This is a genomic window from Paenibacillus sp. Y951 (assembly GCF_056786395.1).
This window is the reverse complement of sequence record NZ_JBXCIY010000002.1, coordinates 250,333-267,588: the sequence shown is the minus strand read 5'-3', so window position 1 is coordinate 267,588 and position 17,256 is coordinate 250,333. Positions and strand designations below refer to the sequence as shown.

At 42.7% G+C, this 17,256-nt stretch carries 7 protein-coding genes; 3 read left to right on the top strand and 4 right to left on the bottom strand.

The window, feature by feature from the left end; all coding sequences use genetic code 11:
* Positions 1 to 232: 232 nt before the first annotated feature.
* Together AC1TPB_RS03960 and AC1TPB_RS03955 are read right to left on the bottom strand one after the other, a co-directional pair.
* Complete coding sequence (locus AC1TPB_RS03960) at positions 233 to 427, bottom strand: hypothetical protein (RefSeq protein WP_482075291.1); 195 nt, start codon at positions 425 to 427, stop codon at positions 233 to 235.
* Positions 428 to 547: 120 nt separating this feature from the next.
* Positions 548 to 766 carry a helix-turn-helix domain-containing protein gene (locus AC1TPB_RS03955; protein WP_482075290.1) on the bottom strand — a complete coding sequence of 73 codons (219 nt, stop codon included), beginning with the start codon at positions 764 to 766 and terminating at the stop codon, positions 548 to 550.
* A gap of 246 nt (positions 767 to 1,012) precedes the next feature.
* Here AC1TPB_RS03955 and AC1TPB_RS03950 point away from each other — a divergent pair, with 246 nt between their 5' ends.
* Positions 1,013 to 2,587, top strand: coding sequence for an anti-phage dCTP deaminase (locus AC1TPB_RS03950; RefSeq protein ID WP_482075289.1), 1,575 nt, complete (start codon positions 1,013 to 1,015; stop codon positions 2,585 to 2,587).
* The gene (locus AC1TPB_RS03945) at positions 2,584 to 2,736 is read left to right on the top strand and encodes a hypothetical protein (RefSeq protein ID WP_482075288.1); all 153 of its coding nucleotides are present in this window, start codon (positions 2,584 to 2,586) and stop codon (positions 2,734 to 2,736) included. The genes AC1TPB_RS03950 and AC1TPB_RS03945 overlap by 4 nt, the downstream gene beginning before the upstream one ends.
* Before the next feature lie 610 nt (positions 2,737 to 3,346).
* Here the strand turns inward: AC1TPB_RS03945 and AC1TPB_RS03940 are convergent.
* A complete protein-coding gene (locus AC1TPB_RS03940; protein WP_482075287.1) occupies positions 3,347 to 8,863 on the bottom strand; it encodes a sugar-binding protein in 5,517 nt (1,838 codons plus the stop codon).
* 729 nt (positions 8,864 to 9,592) lie between these two features.
* On the opposite strand from AC1TPB_RS03940, the gene AC1TPB_RS03935 reads away from it, so the two are divergent.
* On the top strand, positions 9,593 to 11,332 hold the full coding sequence (locus AC1TPB_RS03935) for an ABC-F family ATP-binding cassette domain-containing protein (RefSeq protein WP_482075286.1): 1,740 nt from the start codon (positions 9,593 to 9,595) through the stop codon (positions 11,330 to 11,332).
* Between the two features lie 224 nt (positions 11,333 to 11,556).
* On the opposite strand, the gene AC1TPB_RS03930 is transcribed toward AC1TPB_RS03935, so the two are convergent.
* Entirely contained in the window at positions 11,557 to 17,106 is a 5,550-nt protein-coding gene (locus tag AC1TPB_RS03930; protein WP_482075285.1) for a sugar-binding protein, read from the bottom strand.
* Positions 17,107 to 17,256 lie beyond the last annotated feature (150 nt).

Genomic DNA, 17,256 nt, shown 5'->3' with positions numbered 1-17,256 from the left:
ACAGGATATCAAGAACTATTGATTTCACTTATATGAAGAACCTCTGCATTCATTCCAACTAGGAGCGATTGTGAGGTTCTTTTTATGACGTTCAAAGCAGGAATACGACTACATCATAGGGAGTTAGGGTATTTATACCAAGATATAATGATTAGCTCTATTTCTATGAATATCAGCATGGAAAAAGCACTCTCGCTAGGTTGATCACAACGAGAGTACTAGTGAATTATGTTTACTCAATTGGAGTAGAGCCATTACTTCTTTTTGCATGCTGACGCAAATACTCTTTAACATCCATTTTAAGGTATGCACCATGCTTTGCCAACGCCAAACTGATGCTTGGTTCTATTGCGTTGATTATTGCTTCCACAGGATCTATCCCATTAGGGATAAAAACTACTTCAACTTTAACCTTTTTTCGTCCCATATTCATTTCCCCAATACATTATTTTATTGTTTGGCATGTCTTATGATTCACGAAGACAAGTGGTACTTGCTAGTTTATGACCTTTCCCAAACATACCAACCTCCAGGAATAAAATATCTATTATTTAGCATGTAAATCACATTGTTGATCACATTCTAACCACTTAAACAATGTATCTCTCGATATTTTGAATATCTTCCCTTTTCCTATACGGTTAACATGAAACGGTGGATTATTAAGTAATTCATATGTGGCACGCCTGCTGATAGACAGTATCTCTTGAACATGTAATGGATTCAAAACTAGGGGGTAATCTTCTTTTGATTTAATGCCGCTCATATATTTCACCTCATTGTTATTATTGCTCATATCATAGCCGAAACGAAGCATACAAGCAGTGAGAATTTACATATCGGATTGTGTTTGTATGTGATATATTCGAGTGATTTAATTGTTGTGATTAAAGAATTCACCAATGTTCATTGATGAAAAATACGTTTCTGATTACATTTTATCCAAAAGAAGGTATTATGACTTAAATGTAGAACTCTTCTTATAGATTCGAACGATGGGAGGATAATGATTTTGGTTAATTCCACAGTTGATCAAACTGCAAAGATAGAAGTACCCTTAGAAGAAAAAGCAATAGAATCTACTATAACTGATAATACGGATCAAAAAAAAGAAGTAATATTAAGTAGTACATATAAAGATAGTGTGCTTGTCTTTGCTCTTGTAGGAGCAGTAGGGACAAAAAATAAAACAGTAGTTGAAAGCATTACAGAAAGATTAAAACGGTATAATTATTCAGTTAAGGAGATTAGTATCTCTCGTGATGTGATTCCTGGTATATTTGGCACACAAGATTACAATAATGATGAATATAAAAGAATAACTAATTCTATAGAATTGGGTAATCAAGCTCGACGGAGTTCTAATGATAATTCAATTTTAGCTTTAGGTGCCATTACTCGGATTGCATCATACAGAAAAGATGATAAACCCAGTAAAAGAGAATGTTACATAATTAGTTCATTAAAACATCCAGAAGAAGTTGAGTTACTAAGAGAAGTATATACTGATGGTTTTTATCTTTTTGGAATTGATTCGAGAGAAGATCGCAGGCTAGAAAATTTAAACGAGAATAAAGGCATAAGTTTAGACAATGCAAGAAAATTAATTTCTCGAGATGTTAGTGAAGTAGAAGGGTATGGACAACATACAAGAGATACTTTTCAAATGTCTGATTTTTTTGTTTCGTTAGATAGCAATCATGACCAGACGGAGAAAAGTATTCGGAGGATATTAGATTTAATATTTGGACATCCTCACTTAACCCCTACGTTCGAAGAATACGCGATGTTCATGGCATTTACTTCTGCATTGAGATCGGCAGATTTATCTCGACAGGTAGGGGCTGTTATAGCTCAAAATAATGAGATTATTGCTTCGGGTGCAAATGATACCCCAAAGGCAGGTGGCGGGTTATATTGGCCAGTCCACGATGATTCTCAGAGTCGAATTATTGATTCTGATGGAGGTAGAGACTATAAAAGAGGGTACGATTCTAATAAGGCTCAACAAAAAATTATAGTTGAAGAAATATCAACCCTATTAAATTTAAGTGACAATGATAAAAAAAAATTACAGAACAGCAGCATTAAAGATATCACAGAGTATGGTAGAGTGGTCCATGCAGAGATGGAAGCTTTGTTAATGTGCGCTCGAAACAATGTGTCTTCCCGCGGTGCTGAATTATATGGAACAACATTCCCTTGTCACAATTGTGCGAAACATATTGTTGCAGCAGGTATAAATAAGGTTATTTATATAGAACCATACCCTAAGAGTAAGGCATTGCAATTTCATTCGGATTCCATAATATTAAGTACCGAAATTGATATTGAGAAAGATACAAAAAATAATACAAAAGTGATATTTCAGCCGTTTATAGGGATAGGGCCTAGAAGGTTTTTTGAATTGTTTTCTATGGCTAGTAATTATGGTAATATTAAGCGTAGAAAAGATAAAGAAGGAAAAGTGGTAGATTGGAAGCCGGAAATAGCTAGTGCTAAAATGCAGTTATTGCCAATATCTTATTTAGAGAAAGAAACTATGGCTACTTTTATCTATCAACAAAAATTGGAGGCAATAAAATGACTACTACAACTTTAATAAAAAAATTCGATGAGCAACTTGATCAAGCGCGTAATATTGATGAGCAATTTCAAACTGCGAAAGATATTATTGATGCTTGGCCAGAATGGAAGAAACAATTGCTATCTGAAATTATGAAAAAGTCGTTGTAGCTCGAATATACATACACCATTCGTTTTTTATAAGTGGTGAAGTATGTAATTACGTTTGACCATATTTGTACCAAACTATTCTCAGTTTGGTCTATTATTAATATGATGTGAAATTGATGTAAAAACCGATGGTTTGTGTTGCTAAATTTGATTAACTCACATTCACTCACACCATCACTCACATAAGCATTTTCACATCACGATAAACAATGGAAATATAGTACTACAAACGCTGTAATAGCGGACAAGCTACTATTTAACGGCAACAAAAAACCACCCAAAAGCATGGGCGGCATGATGTAGGACTGACAAGGCTTTCGGGCTTTGACGTACATCAATGCTAATGCATTTCCCTTCGTAAATTAAGCGTCAAACAGGCGTTGTTTTATGAAGCTGTTATAGAAAGTAATATATCGTTAAACAATGACCACTTCTTAATATTTTATTAGGGAGTGGTTTTTTGTGCATTTAAAGTTTGCGTATAAGGATTTTTTAGATGATAGGTGTGTTTAGCAGCATCAGACCGGAGATTTTCTTTGTAAAATAGAAGGAGACCCTTCCGGCAGGATAATGTCCAGCCAGAAGGGTCCATATTTTTCTGTTTACTCTTTTACTTAGCCATATATTCGATAAATCTTACAAAGACGGTTGCTACTTCGGCACGGGTAGCGGTACCTTTAGGGTCAAACAAGTTCTTACCCTTGCCTGTTACAATGTCGATGCCTTGTAGCGCCTGAACAGCCTCCAATGCCCATGAACTGATCTCGCTTTCATCCGCGAAGGACTGAGCTTGGTTTTGAGGAATCTCATAGCCCTTGTAGTTCATGTAGTTGTACAGTATCACTAGCATCTGTTCGCGTGTCATCGATGCATTAGGATCAAACATATCTGCGTTTATACCGTTGACTATGCGGTTTTCAGCCGCCCATCCGACTGCCGCCGTGTACCACTGTCCGTCCGCCACGTCGCTAAAGCGAGAATTCGTGTAGTCGGAACTGTCTACGTTCTCAAGATTGGCCAGTACCTGCACGAACATCGCGCGAGTCATTGAGGTTCCCGGTGAGAACGTTGTGGATGACGTGCCGTCGAACAGACCGAATGTGTAAGCAGAGTTTACGTAGCTGTAGAACCAGTTGTCATCGTTGACATCATTGAAAGGGTTGCTCGACACTACGATGAAGCCTAGTTCAGTGTCGTCATCGAACACAAGCTCCGTCCCCTCATGGATGTTCAGCGATATGCTGTTGTCACCAGGTAGTGTCACTTCGGCGCTCTTGTCTGCCGGAATGGTCACCTTACCGTTTGAGTCTATAGTTGTGCCTTCAGGCACCTCAATCTTCGTCCCGCCCTTGGTCACAATCTCGCCGCCGCCAGGCAGGGTAATATTGCCTTTTGTGTCTGTAATCGCTGGCTTATCCTGCGGTGTGTTTACTGTGTAGGTCGGCTTCGACGATCCAGTGTCTGTCTCGGTGCCCGTATTGCCGGTGTTGTCCGTATTGTCAGTGTTGCCGCCAGAAGGATCGGTCACAGTAGGAGTCGTCTTCTTCTTCGGCGTCGCCGTCACACTTATCTCCTCACTGTCGCCCTGCGCGTTCACCGCGACGACTTTGAAGGTGTAGCTTTGGTTGTTTTTCAACTCCGTGAAAATATATTCGGTCGTCGTATCACCCAGTATGATCGGCGTCTTGTTGTCATACCAGACCTTGTAGCCCAATATCTCGCTGCCACCGTCGTCAGCCGGAGCAGTCCAGCTCAATGTGACCCGTCCGTCGCCCGCCGTCGCTTTTAAGCCGATCGGAGCACCGGGCACGTCTTGTTTTCTCTGAGCAAACATCCAATCAAAGACGTCTGTGTAGTCATTGTCCCAAGCCGGCAAGTTAGAAGACTGTGATGCCGGAGCAATGCTCCAAGTCCCCATAGTAATCTGGTTGTAAAGAACCGCCGCTTCTACTTCGTGTGCTATATAGTCTTGCATGACAGGTGTGTTGTCCGGATTTGGTCTCTGACTTGGCTGATCAAATTGATTGTATGGCCAAGTAAGAGCCTCATTGCTCTCAAAGTTCGAAGCCCTTGCGTTGGTCATTTCCGGCATATTGTTATTTATGAAGTTATTATGGTTAGTTTGGTATGTTCCAATGTTATTAACATTATTAAACATCCAATAGGCCAAGTCGGCATGAGCGTCGTCTGTGCTCGCGTTCGGTGATCCGTTTACCGGCGCCATTGGTGCTGCTGCCGCAAAGAAGCCAGGGTAGGCGTTAATTAAGTTGTTAGTAAACATGCCGCCGAGTGAGAAGCCCGCAGCGTAAATACGGTTAGGGTCTACTGCACCGCTGGCAACAAGGTCGTCTATAACCTTCTTAACATTGGCTGGGGTTGGAATACCGGCACTATAGGAAATATTCAGAATATGGCTAGCATAATTATCAGGATCTTTTACCATTTTTTTCATCAGAGCAACCGAACCATTAGCGGATTTCATAGACGCTTTTTGGTCGAACTGTGCCTGTGTGCCGCCGCGACTTCCGCCGTGAGTATAGACATATAGCGGCAATCCCTGCAATACTTCACCGTTTTCATCTTCGTGAAGGTAGAGCGCTCGATTGACCGAATCGCTCGTATGTGTTGTAAACTTGTCAAGGATTGGATTCACAACATTTTCTTGTTTAAAGACGACATAGATAAGCGGTTCGCCTTCAGTTAGCACGATATCGTCGTTTTGAACAATGTTGTAATTTTGCCTTGTCGAGTTGCTACTGCCATCCAGCGTTGTACTACCGTCGGCTTCAGTATAAAACTCAAACTCAACTACGATGTAACGGCCACTTGCCAGTCCGTCTTGATAATCCGGTGAATTGCTTACCTTCCCAAGATAGCCGCGCACTTTCGGTTCGTCATTGGCGTATACTCTTGTAATCTTGCGCGTTCCTTCAAAGACCACTGAGTTACCGACCTGGGTCGTGTTTCTAGCTGACACGGTAAACATGCCCGGATCAAGTTCGGAGTCTAATGCTTCCTGTCCCTCGCCTAAGTCAATGATGACAGCCGTTGTGTACTCGCCACTAGCAAAGTTGTCATTCCATACGATAAAGGGAAGCTGATCAGCGGTTGGATCGTCTTTAAATGATACGCGAATTTCATGATCAGCGTTAACATTTAATAAGGAGAAAGTATTATCGTTGGATAAAGTCACAGTCTTGTCATCTAAAGTTACGGTATCTACAATTTTGCCGTAATCAGGGATAACCTTAAATGTTACGTCTTCGCCATTTTCCACTCTCAGAACATTGCCGGGTGCGTTCGGCGTTATTTGGCCGCCCGTATCCGTCGAGATGGTGATTGAGAATCTATTGTCCACTTCATTGGCTAGAGTGAGCTCCAAGCTGTCTGCAAATGCAGCATGGCCACCAAAACCTGTGTCCGGATTTCCGAAAGCTGAAACGACTTCATAGCGATCTCCACCATTTTCCGTCGAGTTATTGATATAAACCTCGAAGGTAAGTTTGCCTGGCTCCAAGGTCAAGTCACGTTTTGGGATTCTCATTTCCACGATGTATCCTGTGTCCGTGATCTCAGTCCACGCAGCTCTGTCGGTATGGGACTGTCCTGAAAACACGCCCGTTGAACTGACACGCCATTGGTTGGAAGCGCTGGATCCTGCGCCGACATAAAACTCTAAGCTGTCGTACGTATGATTCGAACCGGGTCCCTGATATAGATCACTATCCTCTACAACTACGCGAGCATACACGTTTTCATTGTCCCAAAGAACCTTTACTGTGCCCGTAGCATGCGGTCTTGGGTCATCTGGTACAGTGCTTTTGTTGATCGGATACTCCATTGTCTTGTTCCAAAGTGGGTCGTTGGATCCGATCTCAGGAGTTCCGAACATGGCGGTCGGACCATCAGGCAGCACGCCTAGTTTACTCTGTACGAACATCCAATCAAAGATGTCTGTGTAGTCAGGTAAGTTAGAGGACTGTATAATCGGAGCTATGCTCCAAGTCTCCTCAGTAAACGGATTATCCATAGTAATCTGGTTGTAAAGAACCGCTGCTTCTACTTCGTGTGCTATATAGCGAAGTAGTGGAGGATCGTTCACCATATTTGGTCTCTGACTTGGCTGATCATATTGATTGTATGGCCATGTAAGAGCCTCATTGCTATCAAAACGAGAAGCTCTTGCATTGGTCAAATCATCAATATCGTTGACCATGTTATCGACATTACTTGCTCCAGAGTCATAAGTGTTGACAAATAGCCAGTAGGCCAGATCTCTGTGAGCTTCGTCTGCGCTCACCGACGGCCAGTTAGATGAAATGCCCAAAGGTGCAGCTGCCGCGAAGAAGCCAGGGTAGGTGTTAATTAAGTTGGTGGTAACCCCGCCACCCATTGAAAAGCCCGACGCATAAATACGGTTAGGATCTACTAACCCGCTAGCAACCATGTCGTCGATAATCGCCTTTACATTGCCTACTTGCGGAGCAGAACCGTCACTATAGGAAATATTAAGAATATGGCTAGCATATTTGTCAGGATTTTTTTCCATTCTCTTCATCAGAGCAACCGAACCGTTAGCTGATTTCATAGATGCTTTTTGGTCGATCTGTGCCTGTGTACCGCCGCGTGAAAAGCCGTGAGTATAGACATATAGCGGCATTCCTTGCAACACTTCACCATTTTCATCCTGGTGAAGGTAGCGCGCGTAATTGACCGACTCGCTACTCGTATGTGTTGTGAATTTGTCAAGGATTGGATTCAAAACATTTTCCTGTTTAAAGACGGCGTAGCTAAGCGGTTCACCTTCAGTTAGCATGATATCGCCGTTTTGAACAATGTTGTAATTTTGCTTGGTCGAGTTACTGGCATCCAGCGTTGTATTACCGCCGACTTCTGTGTAAAACTCAAGCTCAACTACAATGTAACGGCCACTTTCCAGTCCGTCCTGATAATCCGGTGAGTTGTGTACTTTCCCAAGATAGCCACGCACCTTCGGTTCGTCATTGGCGTATACTCTTGAGATCTTGCGCGTTCCTTCAAAGACTACTGAGTCACCGACCAGGGTCGTGTTTCTAGCTGATACGGTAAACAAGTCTGGATTAAGTTCGGAGCCTAACGCTTCCTGCCCCTCACCTAAGTCAATGATGACAGCAGTTGTGTACTCGCCACTAGCGAAGTTGTCATTCCATACGATAAACGGAAGCTGATCAGCGGCTGAATCATTGTTAAATGTCACGTGGATTTTATGATCAGCGTTAACATCTGATAAAGTGAAAGTATTATCGCTAACAGTCACAGCCTCTCCATCTACAGTTACGGTATCCACGATTTTTCCGTTATCAGGGATAATCGTTAATGTTATGTCTGAGCCAGGAACAACTCTCATCACATTGCCGGGTACGTTTGGCGTTATTTTGCCGCCCGTTTCCGCCGAGAGGGTGATGGAGTGTCTAGTGTCCAATTCATTGGCTTCAATGAGCTCCAAGCTGTCTCTAAATGAAGCATCGCCATTAAAACCAGTGTCTGGATCTCCGAAAGCTGAAACGACTTCATAGCGATCTGCGCCAGTTGCCGTCGAGTTATTGATATTAACTTCGAAGGTAAGTTTGCCTGGCTCCAAGGTAAAGTTACGTTTTGGGATTCTCATTTCCACGATGTATCCTGTGTCCGTGATCTCAGTCCACGCAGCTCTGTCAGTATGGGACTGTCCTGAGAATAGGCCCGTTGCACTGACACGCCATTGGTTGGAACCGCTGGATCCTGGGCCGACAAAAAACTCTAAGCTGTCGTACGTATGATCCGCACCAGATCCTTGATATACATCGCTGTCCTCTACAATTACGCGAGCATACACGTAGTCAGAGTCCCAAAGGATCCTGGCTGTGCCCGTGGCATGGGGTCTTGGGTCATCGAGCACAGTGCTTTTGTTGATGAGATGTTCCATTGTCAGGGCCCACAGTGGGTCGTCTGACCCGAGTTCGGGAGTTCCAAAAATGGCGGTGGGCGTTTCGCTCGCTTCTGAGATCTCGTTGTTGTCAGTGTCGGCGGCAAAGCTGACAGGCATTAGCGATGCCGCCATTACCAAGCAACAGAGGAACGAGAGCATTTTGCTAGATCGTTTTGACATATGAAAATCCTCCTTATATTTGATATAATTTTTTTTATCTTTTCTAGAACACTTTTATAATATAATCTACCAGAATATGAAAACGCTTACTATGTAAATCGTTTGAAAATAAGTATGATTCAATTCAAATAAATGCTAAAGGATTCTAATACAATACAAATCGTTACAACCCTTTTCTACAACATTGATTAAACTACTCCTTTCAAATTTTATGTTTTAGCAAGCCAAATACTGAAAATGTAATGCTAGATACATAGCATCATCCTTTCATTTATTGCAATTTCGTTTTAGCATAGATTGAGTATAACAAAAAGGTTTTAAAAATAACGTCAAATTATGGATATCCAAAATAACTATTTTCCGATTATATAAATAATTCTTTAGACTCATAAAAAATCTTATTTTTATAAGTGCTTAGACCTATATTAGTAACTATGATCTTCATCGCACCTCCTAAAAAAGGATCAATTGCTTGCTGTTGATCGTTCTTTGTAATGTATCAATACTCATCTGTTCAAAAAATGCAGGTTTATTGCCCCAAATATGAGCGACAATATCATTTTTATATGTTGCAACAGGAGAAGATAATCATGTTCATTCTGCCCCGTTTTCCTTATAATGATAAGGTATGTCATTTTTGAAGGGTTACAGAAGCATTGTGGGAATAATACTTCATTATATGAACATTTAATAATAGTCACTATTCTAGTTATAAAGCGAGGTAACACTATGATAAAAGTTAATAACTTATCCTTCTCATTTCCGCAAAAAGAGCTATATAATAACATTTCATTTACGTTCGAAGAGGCACAACATTGCGCTTTTATAGGAACAAGTGGCAGTGGGAAAAGTACATTGATAGATATACTGATGGATCCAGAAAGGTATATGTTCGAGGGCATGTTAGAAATAGACCCGACTTGCAAAATTGGGCATGTAAGTCAATTCTCACAACTAGACAAAACTAAAGAAACAACAGTTTTTGAATATATCGGGGAAGAATTTATTAAGATACAAAATGAAATAACATCTATTTGTACTGAAATGGAAACATCATCGGATATTGATTCGTTATTGGAAAAGTATCAATTAGCTTTAGACGCATTTGATTCAATCGGTGGGGATGATTTTGAAAGCAACATTAATAAGAAACTAAATCTAGCAAACCTCATGAAGCTAAAAGATCTTAGGGTATCCGACCTGAGTGGTGGGGAATTCAAACTTATTCAAGTAATGAAGGAAATGCTTAGTGGTCCAGACGTAATGATTATGGACGAACCAGATGTATTTTTAGACTTTGAAAACCTAAATGCGCTTAAAAATCTTATTAATTCTCACAAAGGAATACTGCTAGTTGTTACGCACAACCGATATCTATTGAATCATTGTTTCAACAAAATTATACACCTTGAAAACACGGAGATCCAAGAGTTTGATGGGCGATATATTGATTATAACTTCCTATTACTTCAGACTAAAATTGAGTTACAAGAACTTACAATCGCTGATAATGAGGAAATTGAGAGAAACGAGAACATAATCGTTAATCTTAGAGCTAATGCAACTTATAATCCAGCAGCATCTAGAGGGAGAGCCTTAAAAGCTAGAGTTAAGGTTCAAGAAAGATTGGAAGCGCGTAGAATTAAAGCACCATTTGTTAATATTAAGCAACCGAATATTAGTTTTGGTATCGATAATGAAATTGAAGACACCATTGTTGTAAATGTCAATAATTATAGTGTTGCCTATGATGAGTTGCTTTTAGACAATGTTAACTTTGAGATAAAATCTACTGATAAAGTAGCCATTATTGGTTCAAACGGTACCGGGAAAACGACTTTACTCCGAGATATCTTTAAAAATAATCATGATTCAATTGAAATAAATGCTGATGTTAAAGTGGCTTATTTATCTCAGAATCAAGGCGAAATGCTAAAGGATTCTAATACAATACTAGAAGAATTCATCGATGCCGGGTTTAAAACTTATGATGAGATTAGATCGTATATTTCAAGCTATGGCTTTGAAGGAGAAATCGTTAATCAAAAGATAGAGTCATTATCTGGTGGAGAAAAAAACACGCTTCAGTTGGCTAAAGTTTCTGCCAGCAAAGCAAACGTATTGCTTCTTGATGAACCGACAAGCCATTTAGACACTTATACACAAAAAGCATTGGAGAAAGCCATTGAAGACTATAAGGGTGCAATTCTCATGATTTCTCATGATTTCTATTCTGTTGTAAATGGTATGGATTATGTTTTAATCATTGACGAAAAGACGATTAGAAAAATGAGTATACGAAAATTTAGACAGATGATTTATGCTAGTCATTTTGATATGGACTATTTAGAAACTGAACAAAATAAAAAATCAGTTGAAATGAAAATAGAATTGGCTTTAAAAAATACTGATTTTGAAACTGCAAAAGTATTGATTGATGAGCTAGAAGAGCTGATTAAGTTGCTTTAAATTCCAACTAGAAAGTGATAATTCCATGACCACATTTTGACCACGAACATTGTAAACATGCGGTAGAACTGACAAGGCTTTCGAGCTTTGACGTACATCAACGCTAATGCATTTCCCTTCGTGAGTTAAGCGACAAACGGTAGATTTTATTTGTGAAATAGAAGGAGACCCTTCCGGCAGGATATTGTCCAGCCAGAAGGGTCTATATTTTTCTATTTACGCTTTTACTTAGCTAGATATTCGATGAATCTTACAAAGACGGTTGCTACTTCGGCACGGGTAGCGGTACCTTTAGGGTCAAACAAGTTTTTACCCTTGCCTGTTACAATGTCGATACCTTGTAGCGCCTTAACGGCCGCCAATGCCCATGAACTGATCTTGCTTTCATCCGTGAAGGACTGAGCTTGGCTTTGAGGAATCTCATAGCCCTTGTAGTTCATGTAGTTGTGCAGTATCACTAGCATCTGTTCGCGTGTCATCGATGCATTAGGATCAAATAGATCTGCGCTTATACCGTTGACTATGCCGCTTTCAGCCGCCCACTCGACTGACGCTGTATACCACTGTCCTACCGTCACGTCGCTAAAGCGGGAACCAGTGTAGCTAGAGCGGTTTATGTTCTCAAGATTGGCCAGTACCTGTACGAACATCGCACGTGTCATTGAGGTGCCCGGTGAGAACGTCGAGGACGTCGTGCCGTTGAAAAGACCGAATGTGTAGTTTGAGTTTACGTAGCTGTAGAACCAGTCGCTCTTGTTGATATCATTGAAAGAATTGCTCGATATCACTATGAAGCCCAGAGGGGTGTCGTCATCGAATACAAGCTCTGTACCCTCATGGATGTTCAGCGTTATGTCGTTGTCGCCTGGTAGTGTAACCTCGGCGCTCTTGTCTGCCGGAATGGTCACCTTACCGTTAGAGTCTATAGTTGTGCCTTCAGGCACCTCAAGCTTCGTCCCGCCCTTGGTCGTAATCAAGCCTCCGCCAGGCAGAGTAGTATTGCCGTTTGTGTCTATGACCGCGGGCTTATCCTGCGGTGTGTTCACTGTGTAGGTCGGCTTCGACGATCCAGCTTCTGTCTCGTTGCCTGTATTACCTGTATTACCTGTATTGCCGTTGTTGCCGTCAGAAGGATCATGCACAATAGGAGTCTTCTTCTTCGGTGTCGCCGTCGCAGTTATTTCCGCACTGTCGCCCTTCGCGTTCACCGCGACGACCTTGAAGGTATAATTTTGGCCGTTCGTCAGGCTTGTGAACGTATATTTTGTCTCCTTAGCATCCAGTGTGACCGGCGTTTCGTTGCTGTACCAGACCTTGTAGCCCAATATCGCACTGCCACCGTCGTCAGCTGGAGCAGTCCAGCTCAATGTGACCTGTCTATCGCCCGCCGTCGCTTTTAAGCTGCTCGGAGCACTAGGGACGTCTAGTTTTCTCTGAGCAAACATCCAATCAAAGACGTCTGTGTAGTCATTGTCCCAAGCCGGCAAGTTAGGAGACTGTGCTATGGGGGCTATGCTCCAAGTCTCCTCAGTAAACGGATTATCCATAGTAATCTGGTTGTAAAGAACCGCCGCTTCTACTTCGTGTGCTATATAGTCAAGTAGGGGAGGTGTGTTGTCTGGATTTGGTCTCTGACTTGGCTGATCATATTGATTGTATGGCCACGTAAGAGCCTCATTGCTCTCAAAACGAGAAGCCCTTGCATTGGACAAATCCGAAATATCGTTGGTAATAAAGTTATCGAGCTGCGATGCATTTACTCGAGTGTCATAAGTGTTTACAAATATCCAATAGGCCTGGTCTCTGTGTGCTTCGTTTGCGCTCGCTGACGGAGTGCCACTTGCAATTCCCAAAGGTGCAGCTGCCGCGAAGAAACCAGGGTATGTGTTAATTAAGGTGTTCGTAAACATTGCACCCATTGAAAAACCCGACGCATAAATAAGGTTAGGATCTACTAACCCGCTAGCAACCATGTCGTCAATAATCTTCTTAACATCGCCTATTTGCGGAGTAGAACCGTCACTATAGGAAATATTCAGAATATGGCTAGCATATTTGTCAGGATCTTGTTCCATTTTCTTCATTAAAGCAACCGAACCGTTAGCTGATTTCATTGACGCTTTTTGGTCGATATGTGCCTGTGTACCGCCGCGTGAAAAGCCGTGAGTATAGACATATAGTGGCATTCCTTGCAACACTTCACCTTCTTCATCCTTGTGAAGGTAGAGCGCGTAATTGACCGAATCGCTCGTATGTGCTGTAAGCTTGTCAAGAATCGGATTGACAACGCCTTCTTGTTTAAATACGGCGTAGCTAAGCGGAGCGCCTTCAGTTAGCACGATATCATCGTTTTGAACAATGTTGTAATTTTGCTTAGTCGAGTTGCTGCTATACAGCGTTGTATTACCGCCGACTTCCGTATAGAACTCAAGCTCAACTACGATGTAACGGCCACCTTCCAGTCCGTCCTGATAATCTGGCGAATTTTCTACCTTCCCAAGATAGCCGCGCACTTTCGGCTCGTCATTAGCGTATACTCTTGAGATCTTGCGCGTTCCTTCAAAGACCACTGAGTCACCGACCAGTGTCGTGTTTTTAGCTGAAACGGTAAACAAGTCCGGATCAAGCTCGGAACCTAACGCTTGTTTCCCTTCGCCTACGTCAATGATGACAGCCGTTGTATACTCGCCGCTAGCAAAGTTGTCATTCCATACGATGAACGGAAGCTGATCAGCGGCTGGATCATCTTTAAATGTCACGTGAATTTCATGATCAGCGCTAATATTTGTTAATGAAAACGTATTATCATTGGAGATAGTCACAGCCTCGCCATCTACCGTTACGATATCTACAATTTTGCCGTGATCAGGGATAATCGTAAATGTTTTGTCTGAGCCAGGAACGACTCTCAGAACATTGCCGGGTGCGTTTGGCGTTATTGTGCCACCCGTGTCCGTCGAGGTAGTAATTGAGAATCTAGTGTCCACTTCATTGGCTAGAGTGAGCTCCAAGCTGTCTGCAAATCCAGCATGGCCACCAAAACCTGTATCCGGATTTCCGAAAGCGGAAACGACTTCATAGCGATCCCCACCATTTTCCGTCGAGTTATTGATATAAACCTCGAAGGTAAACTTGCCTGGCTCCAAGGTCAAGTCACGTTTTGGGATTCTCATCTCCACGCTGTATCCTGTGTCCGTGATCTCGGTCCACGCAGCTCTGTCAGTATGGGACTGCCCTGAGAGCACGCCCGTCGCACCGACACGCCATTGGTTTGAGCCACTAGATCCTGGACCGACATAAAACTCTAAGCTGTCGTACATATGATCCGGACCAAGTTCCTGATAAAGATTACTATCCTCTACAACTACGCGGGCATACACGTAGTCAGAGTCCCAAAGAACCTTTACTGTGCCCGTAGCATGCGGTCTTGAATCATCTGGTACAGTGCTTTTGTTAATTGGATACTCCATTGTTTTGGACCACAGTGGGTCATTGGATCCGAGCTCAGGAGTTCCAAATGTTGCGGTAGGACCATCAGGCAGCACGCCTAGTTTACTCTGTGAGAACATCCAATCAAAGACATCTGTGTAGTCATTGTCCCAAGCAGGCAAGTTAGGGGACTGTGCAATCGGAGCTATGCTCGAAGTCTCCTCAGTAAACAGATTCTCCATAGTAATCTCGTTGTAAAGAACCGCCGCTTCTACTTCATGTGCTATATAGTCAAGTAGGGGAGGTGTATTGTCCGGATTTGGTCTCTTATTTGGTTGATCAAATTGATTGTATGGCCACGTAAGAGCCTCATTGCTCTCAAAGTTCGAAGCCCTTGCGTTAGTCATTTCCGGCATATTAGTATTTATGAAGTTAGTGAGGTTAGTTTGGTATGTTCCAGCGTTATGAGCATTGATAAACATCCAATAAGCGAGATCACTGTGAGCTCTGTTTTCGCTCGCTTCCGGTGAACTGAATACTGGGGCCATAGGTGCACCTGCTGCGAAGAAGCCAGGGTAGGTGTTAATTAAGGTGTTCGTATACGCGCCACCCCATGAAAAGCCTGCCACATAAATACGGTTAGCGTCTACTAATCCGCTGGCAACTAAGTCGTCGATAACCTTCTTAACATCGTCTACTTGTGGAGTAGATGTTCCATTATAAGAAATGTTCAGAATATGGCTAGCATATTTTCCAGGGTTTTCTTCCATTTTCTTCATCAGCGCAGCCGAACCGTTAGCGGATTTCATAGACGCTTTTTGGTCGAGCTGTGCCTGTGTGCCGCCGCGTGACATGCCGTGAGTATAGACATATAGCGGCATTCCTTGTAGCTCTTCACCTACTTCATCCGTGTGAAGGTAGCGCGCGTAATTGACCGAATCGCTCGTATGTGCTGTAAATTTGTCAAGGATCGGATTGACAGCGCTTACTTGTTTGAATACGGCGTAGCTAAGCGAAGCGCCTTCAGCTAGCAAGATATCATCGTTTTGAACAATGTTGTAGTTTTGCCTTGTCGAGTTCGAGCTGCCATCCAGCGTTCCATTGCCGCCGGCTTCTGTATAAAACTCAAGCTCAACTACGATGTAACGTCCACTTGCCAGTCCGTCTTGATAATCCGGTGAATTTTCAACCTTCCCAAGATAGCCGCGCACTTTCGGCTCGTTATTGGCGTATACTCTTGAGATCTTGCGTGTTCCTTCAAAGACCACTGAGTCACCGGCCAGGGTCGTGTTTCTAGCTGACACTGTAAATAAGTCCGGATCAAGCTCTGAACCTGATGCTTCGTTCCCTTCGCCTACGTCGATGATGACAGCCGTTGTGTACTCGCCGCTAGCAAAATTGTCATTCCATACGATAAACGAAAGCTGGTTAGCGTCTGAATCATCTTTAAACGTTACGTTAATTTCATGATCAGCGCTAATATTTGTTAAAGAAAACGTATTATCGTTGGATATAGCCACAGCCTCACCATCAACCGTTACGGTATCTACAATTTTTCCGTAATTAGGGGTAACCGTAAAGGTTACGTCTTCTCCACTTTCCACTCTCAAAACATTGCCGGGTGCAATTGGCGTTATGCGTCCGCCCGTATCCGTCGAGGTGGTGATTGAGAATCTAGTGTCCACGTCATTGGCAAGAATGAGATCCAAGCTGTCTGTAAATGAAGCGGCGCTGCTATAACCCGTGTCCGGATCTCCGAAAGCGGAAACGACTTCATAGCGATCTCCACCATTTTCCGTGGAGTTATTGATATAAACATCGAAGGTAAGCTTGCCTGGCTCCAAGGTTACTTTTGGGATTCTCATTTCCACGATGTATCCAGTATCTGTGATCTCGGTCCACGCAGCTCTGCCAGTATGGGACTGCCCTGAGAATATGCCCGTCGAACTGACACGCCATTGGTTTGAGCCGCTAGATCCTGGGCCGACATAAAATTCTAAGCTGTCGTAAGTATGATCCGCACCAGGTCCCTGATAGATATTGCTGTCCTCTACAACCACGCGGGTATACAGGTAGTCGTTGTCCCAAAGGATCCTTGCTGTGCCCGTGGCATGAGGTCTGGAGTCGTCAGGCACAGTGCTTTTGTTGATGAGATGCTCCATTGTCAGGGCCCACATTGGGTCATCTGACCCGAGCTCAGGAGTGCCGAACATGGCGGTCGGTGTTTCATTCGCTTCTGCGATCTCGATGTTCTCAGTGTCGGCGGCAAAGCTGACAGGCATTAGCGACGTCAACATTACCAAGCAACAGAGGGACGAGAGCATTTTGCTAAATCGTTTGGACATAAATGAAATCCTCCTTATTTTTCGATCCGGTGCGCCCGCGGCTTATCCGCATCGTGATTGGACATATTGCCAATTTGACAACTACCCAAATATACGATATAATAAAAATCCATTTTTTCCAATACAGTGATTAAAGGTGTTTACCCCTTA

Coding starts and splice junctions, on each gene's coding strand:
- AC1TPB_RS03940 (WP_482075287.1), bottom strand. CDS start 8,863: ATGTCAAAACGATCTAGCAAAATGCTCTCGTTCCTCTGTTGCTTGGTA.
- AC1TPB_RS03960 (WP_482075291.1), bottom strand. CDS start 427: ATGGGACGAAAAAAGGTTAAAGTTGAAGTAGTTTTTATCCCTAATGGG.
- AC1TPB_RS03935 (WP_482075286.1), top strand. CDS start 9,593: ATGATAAAAGTTAATAACTTATCCTTCTCATTTCCGCAAAAAGAGCTA.
- AC1TPB_RS03930 (WP_482075285.1), bottom strand. CDS start 17,106: ATGTCCAAACGATTTAGCAAAATGCTCTCGTCCCTCTGTTGCTTGGTA.
- AC1TPB_RS03945 (WP_482075288.1), top strand. CDS start 2,584: ATGACTACTACAACTTTAATAAAAAAATTCGATGAGCAACTTGATCAA.
- AC1TPB_RS03955 (WP_482075290.1), bottom strand. CDS start 766: ATGAGCGGCATTAAATCAAAAGAAGATTACCCCCTAGTTTTGAATCCA.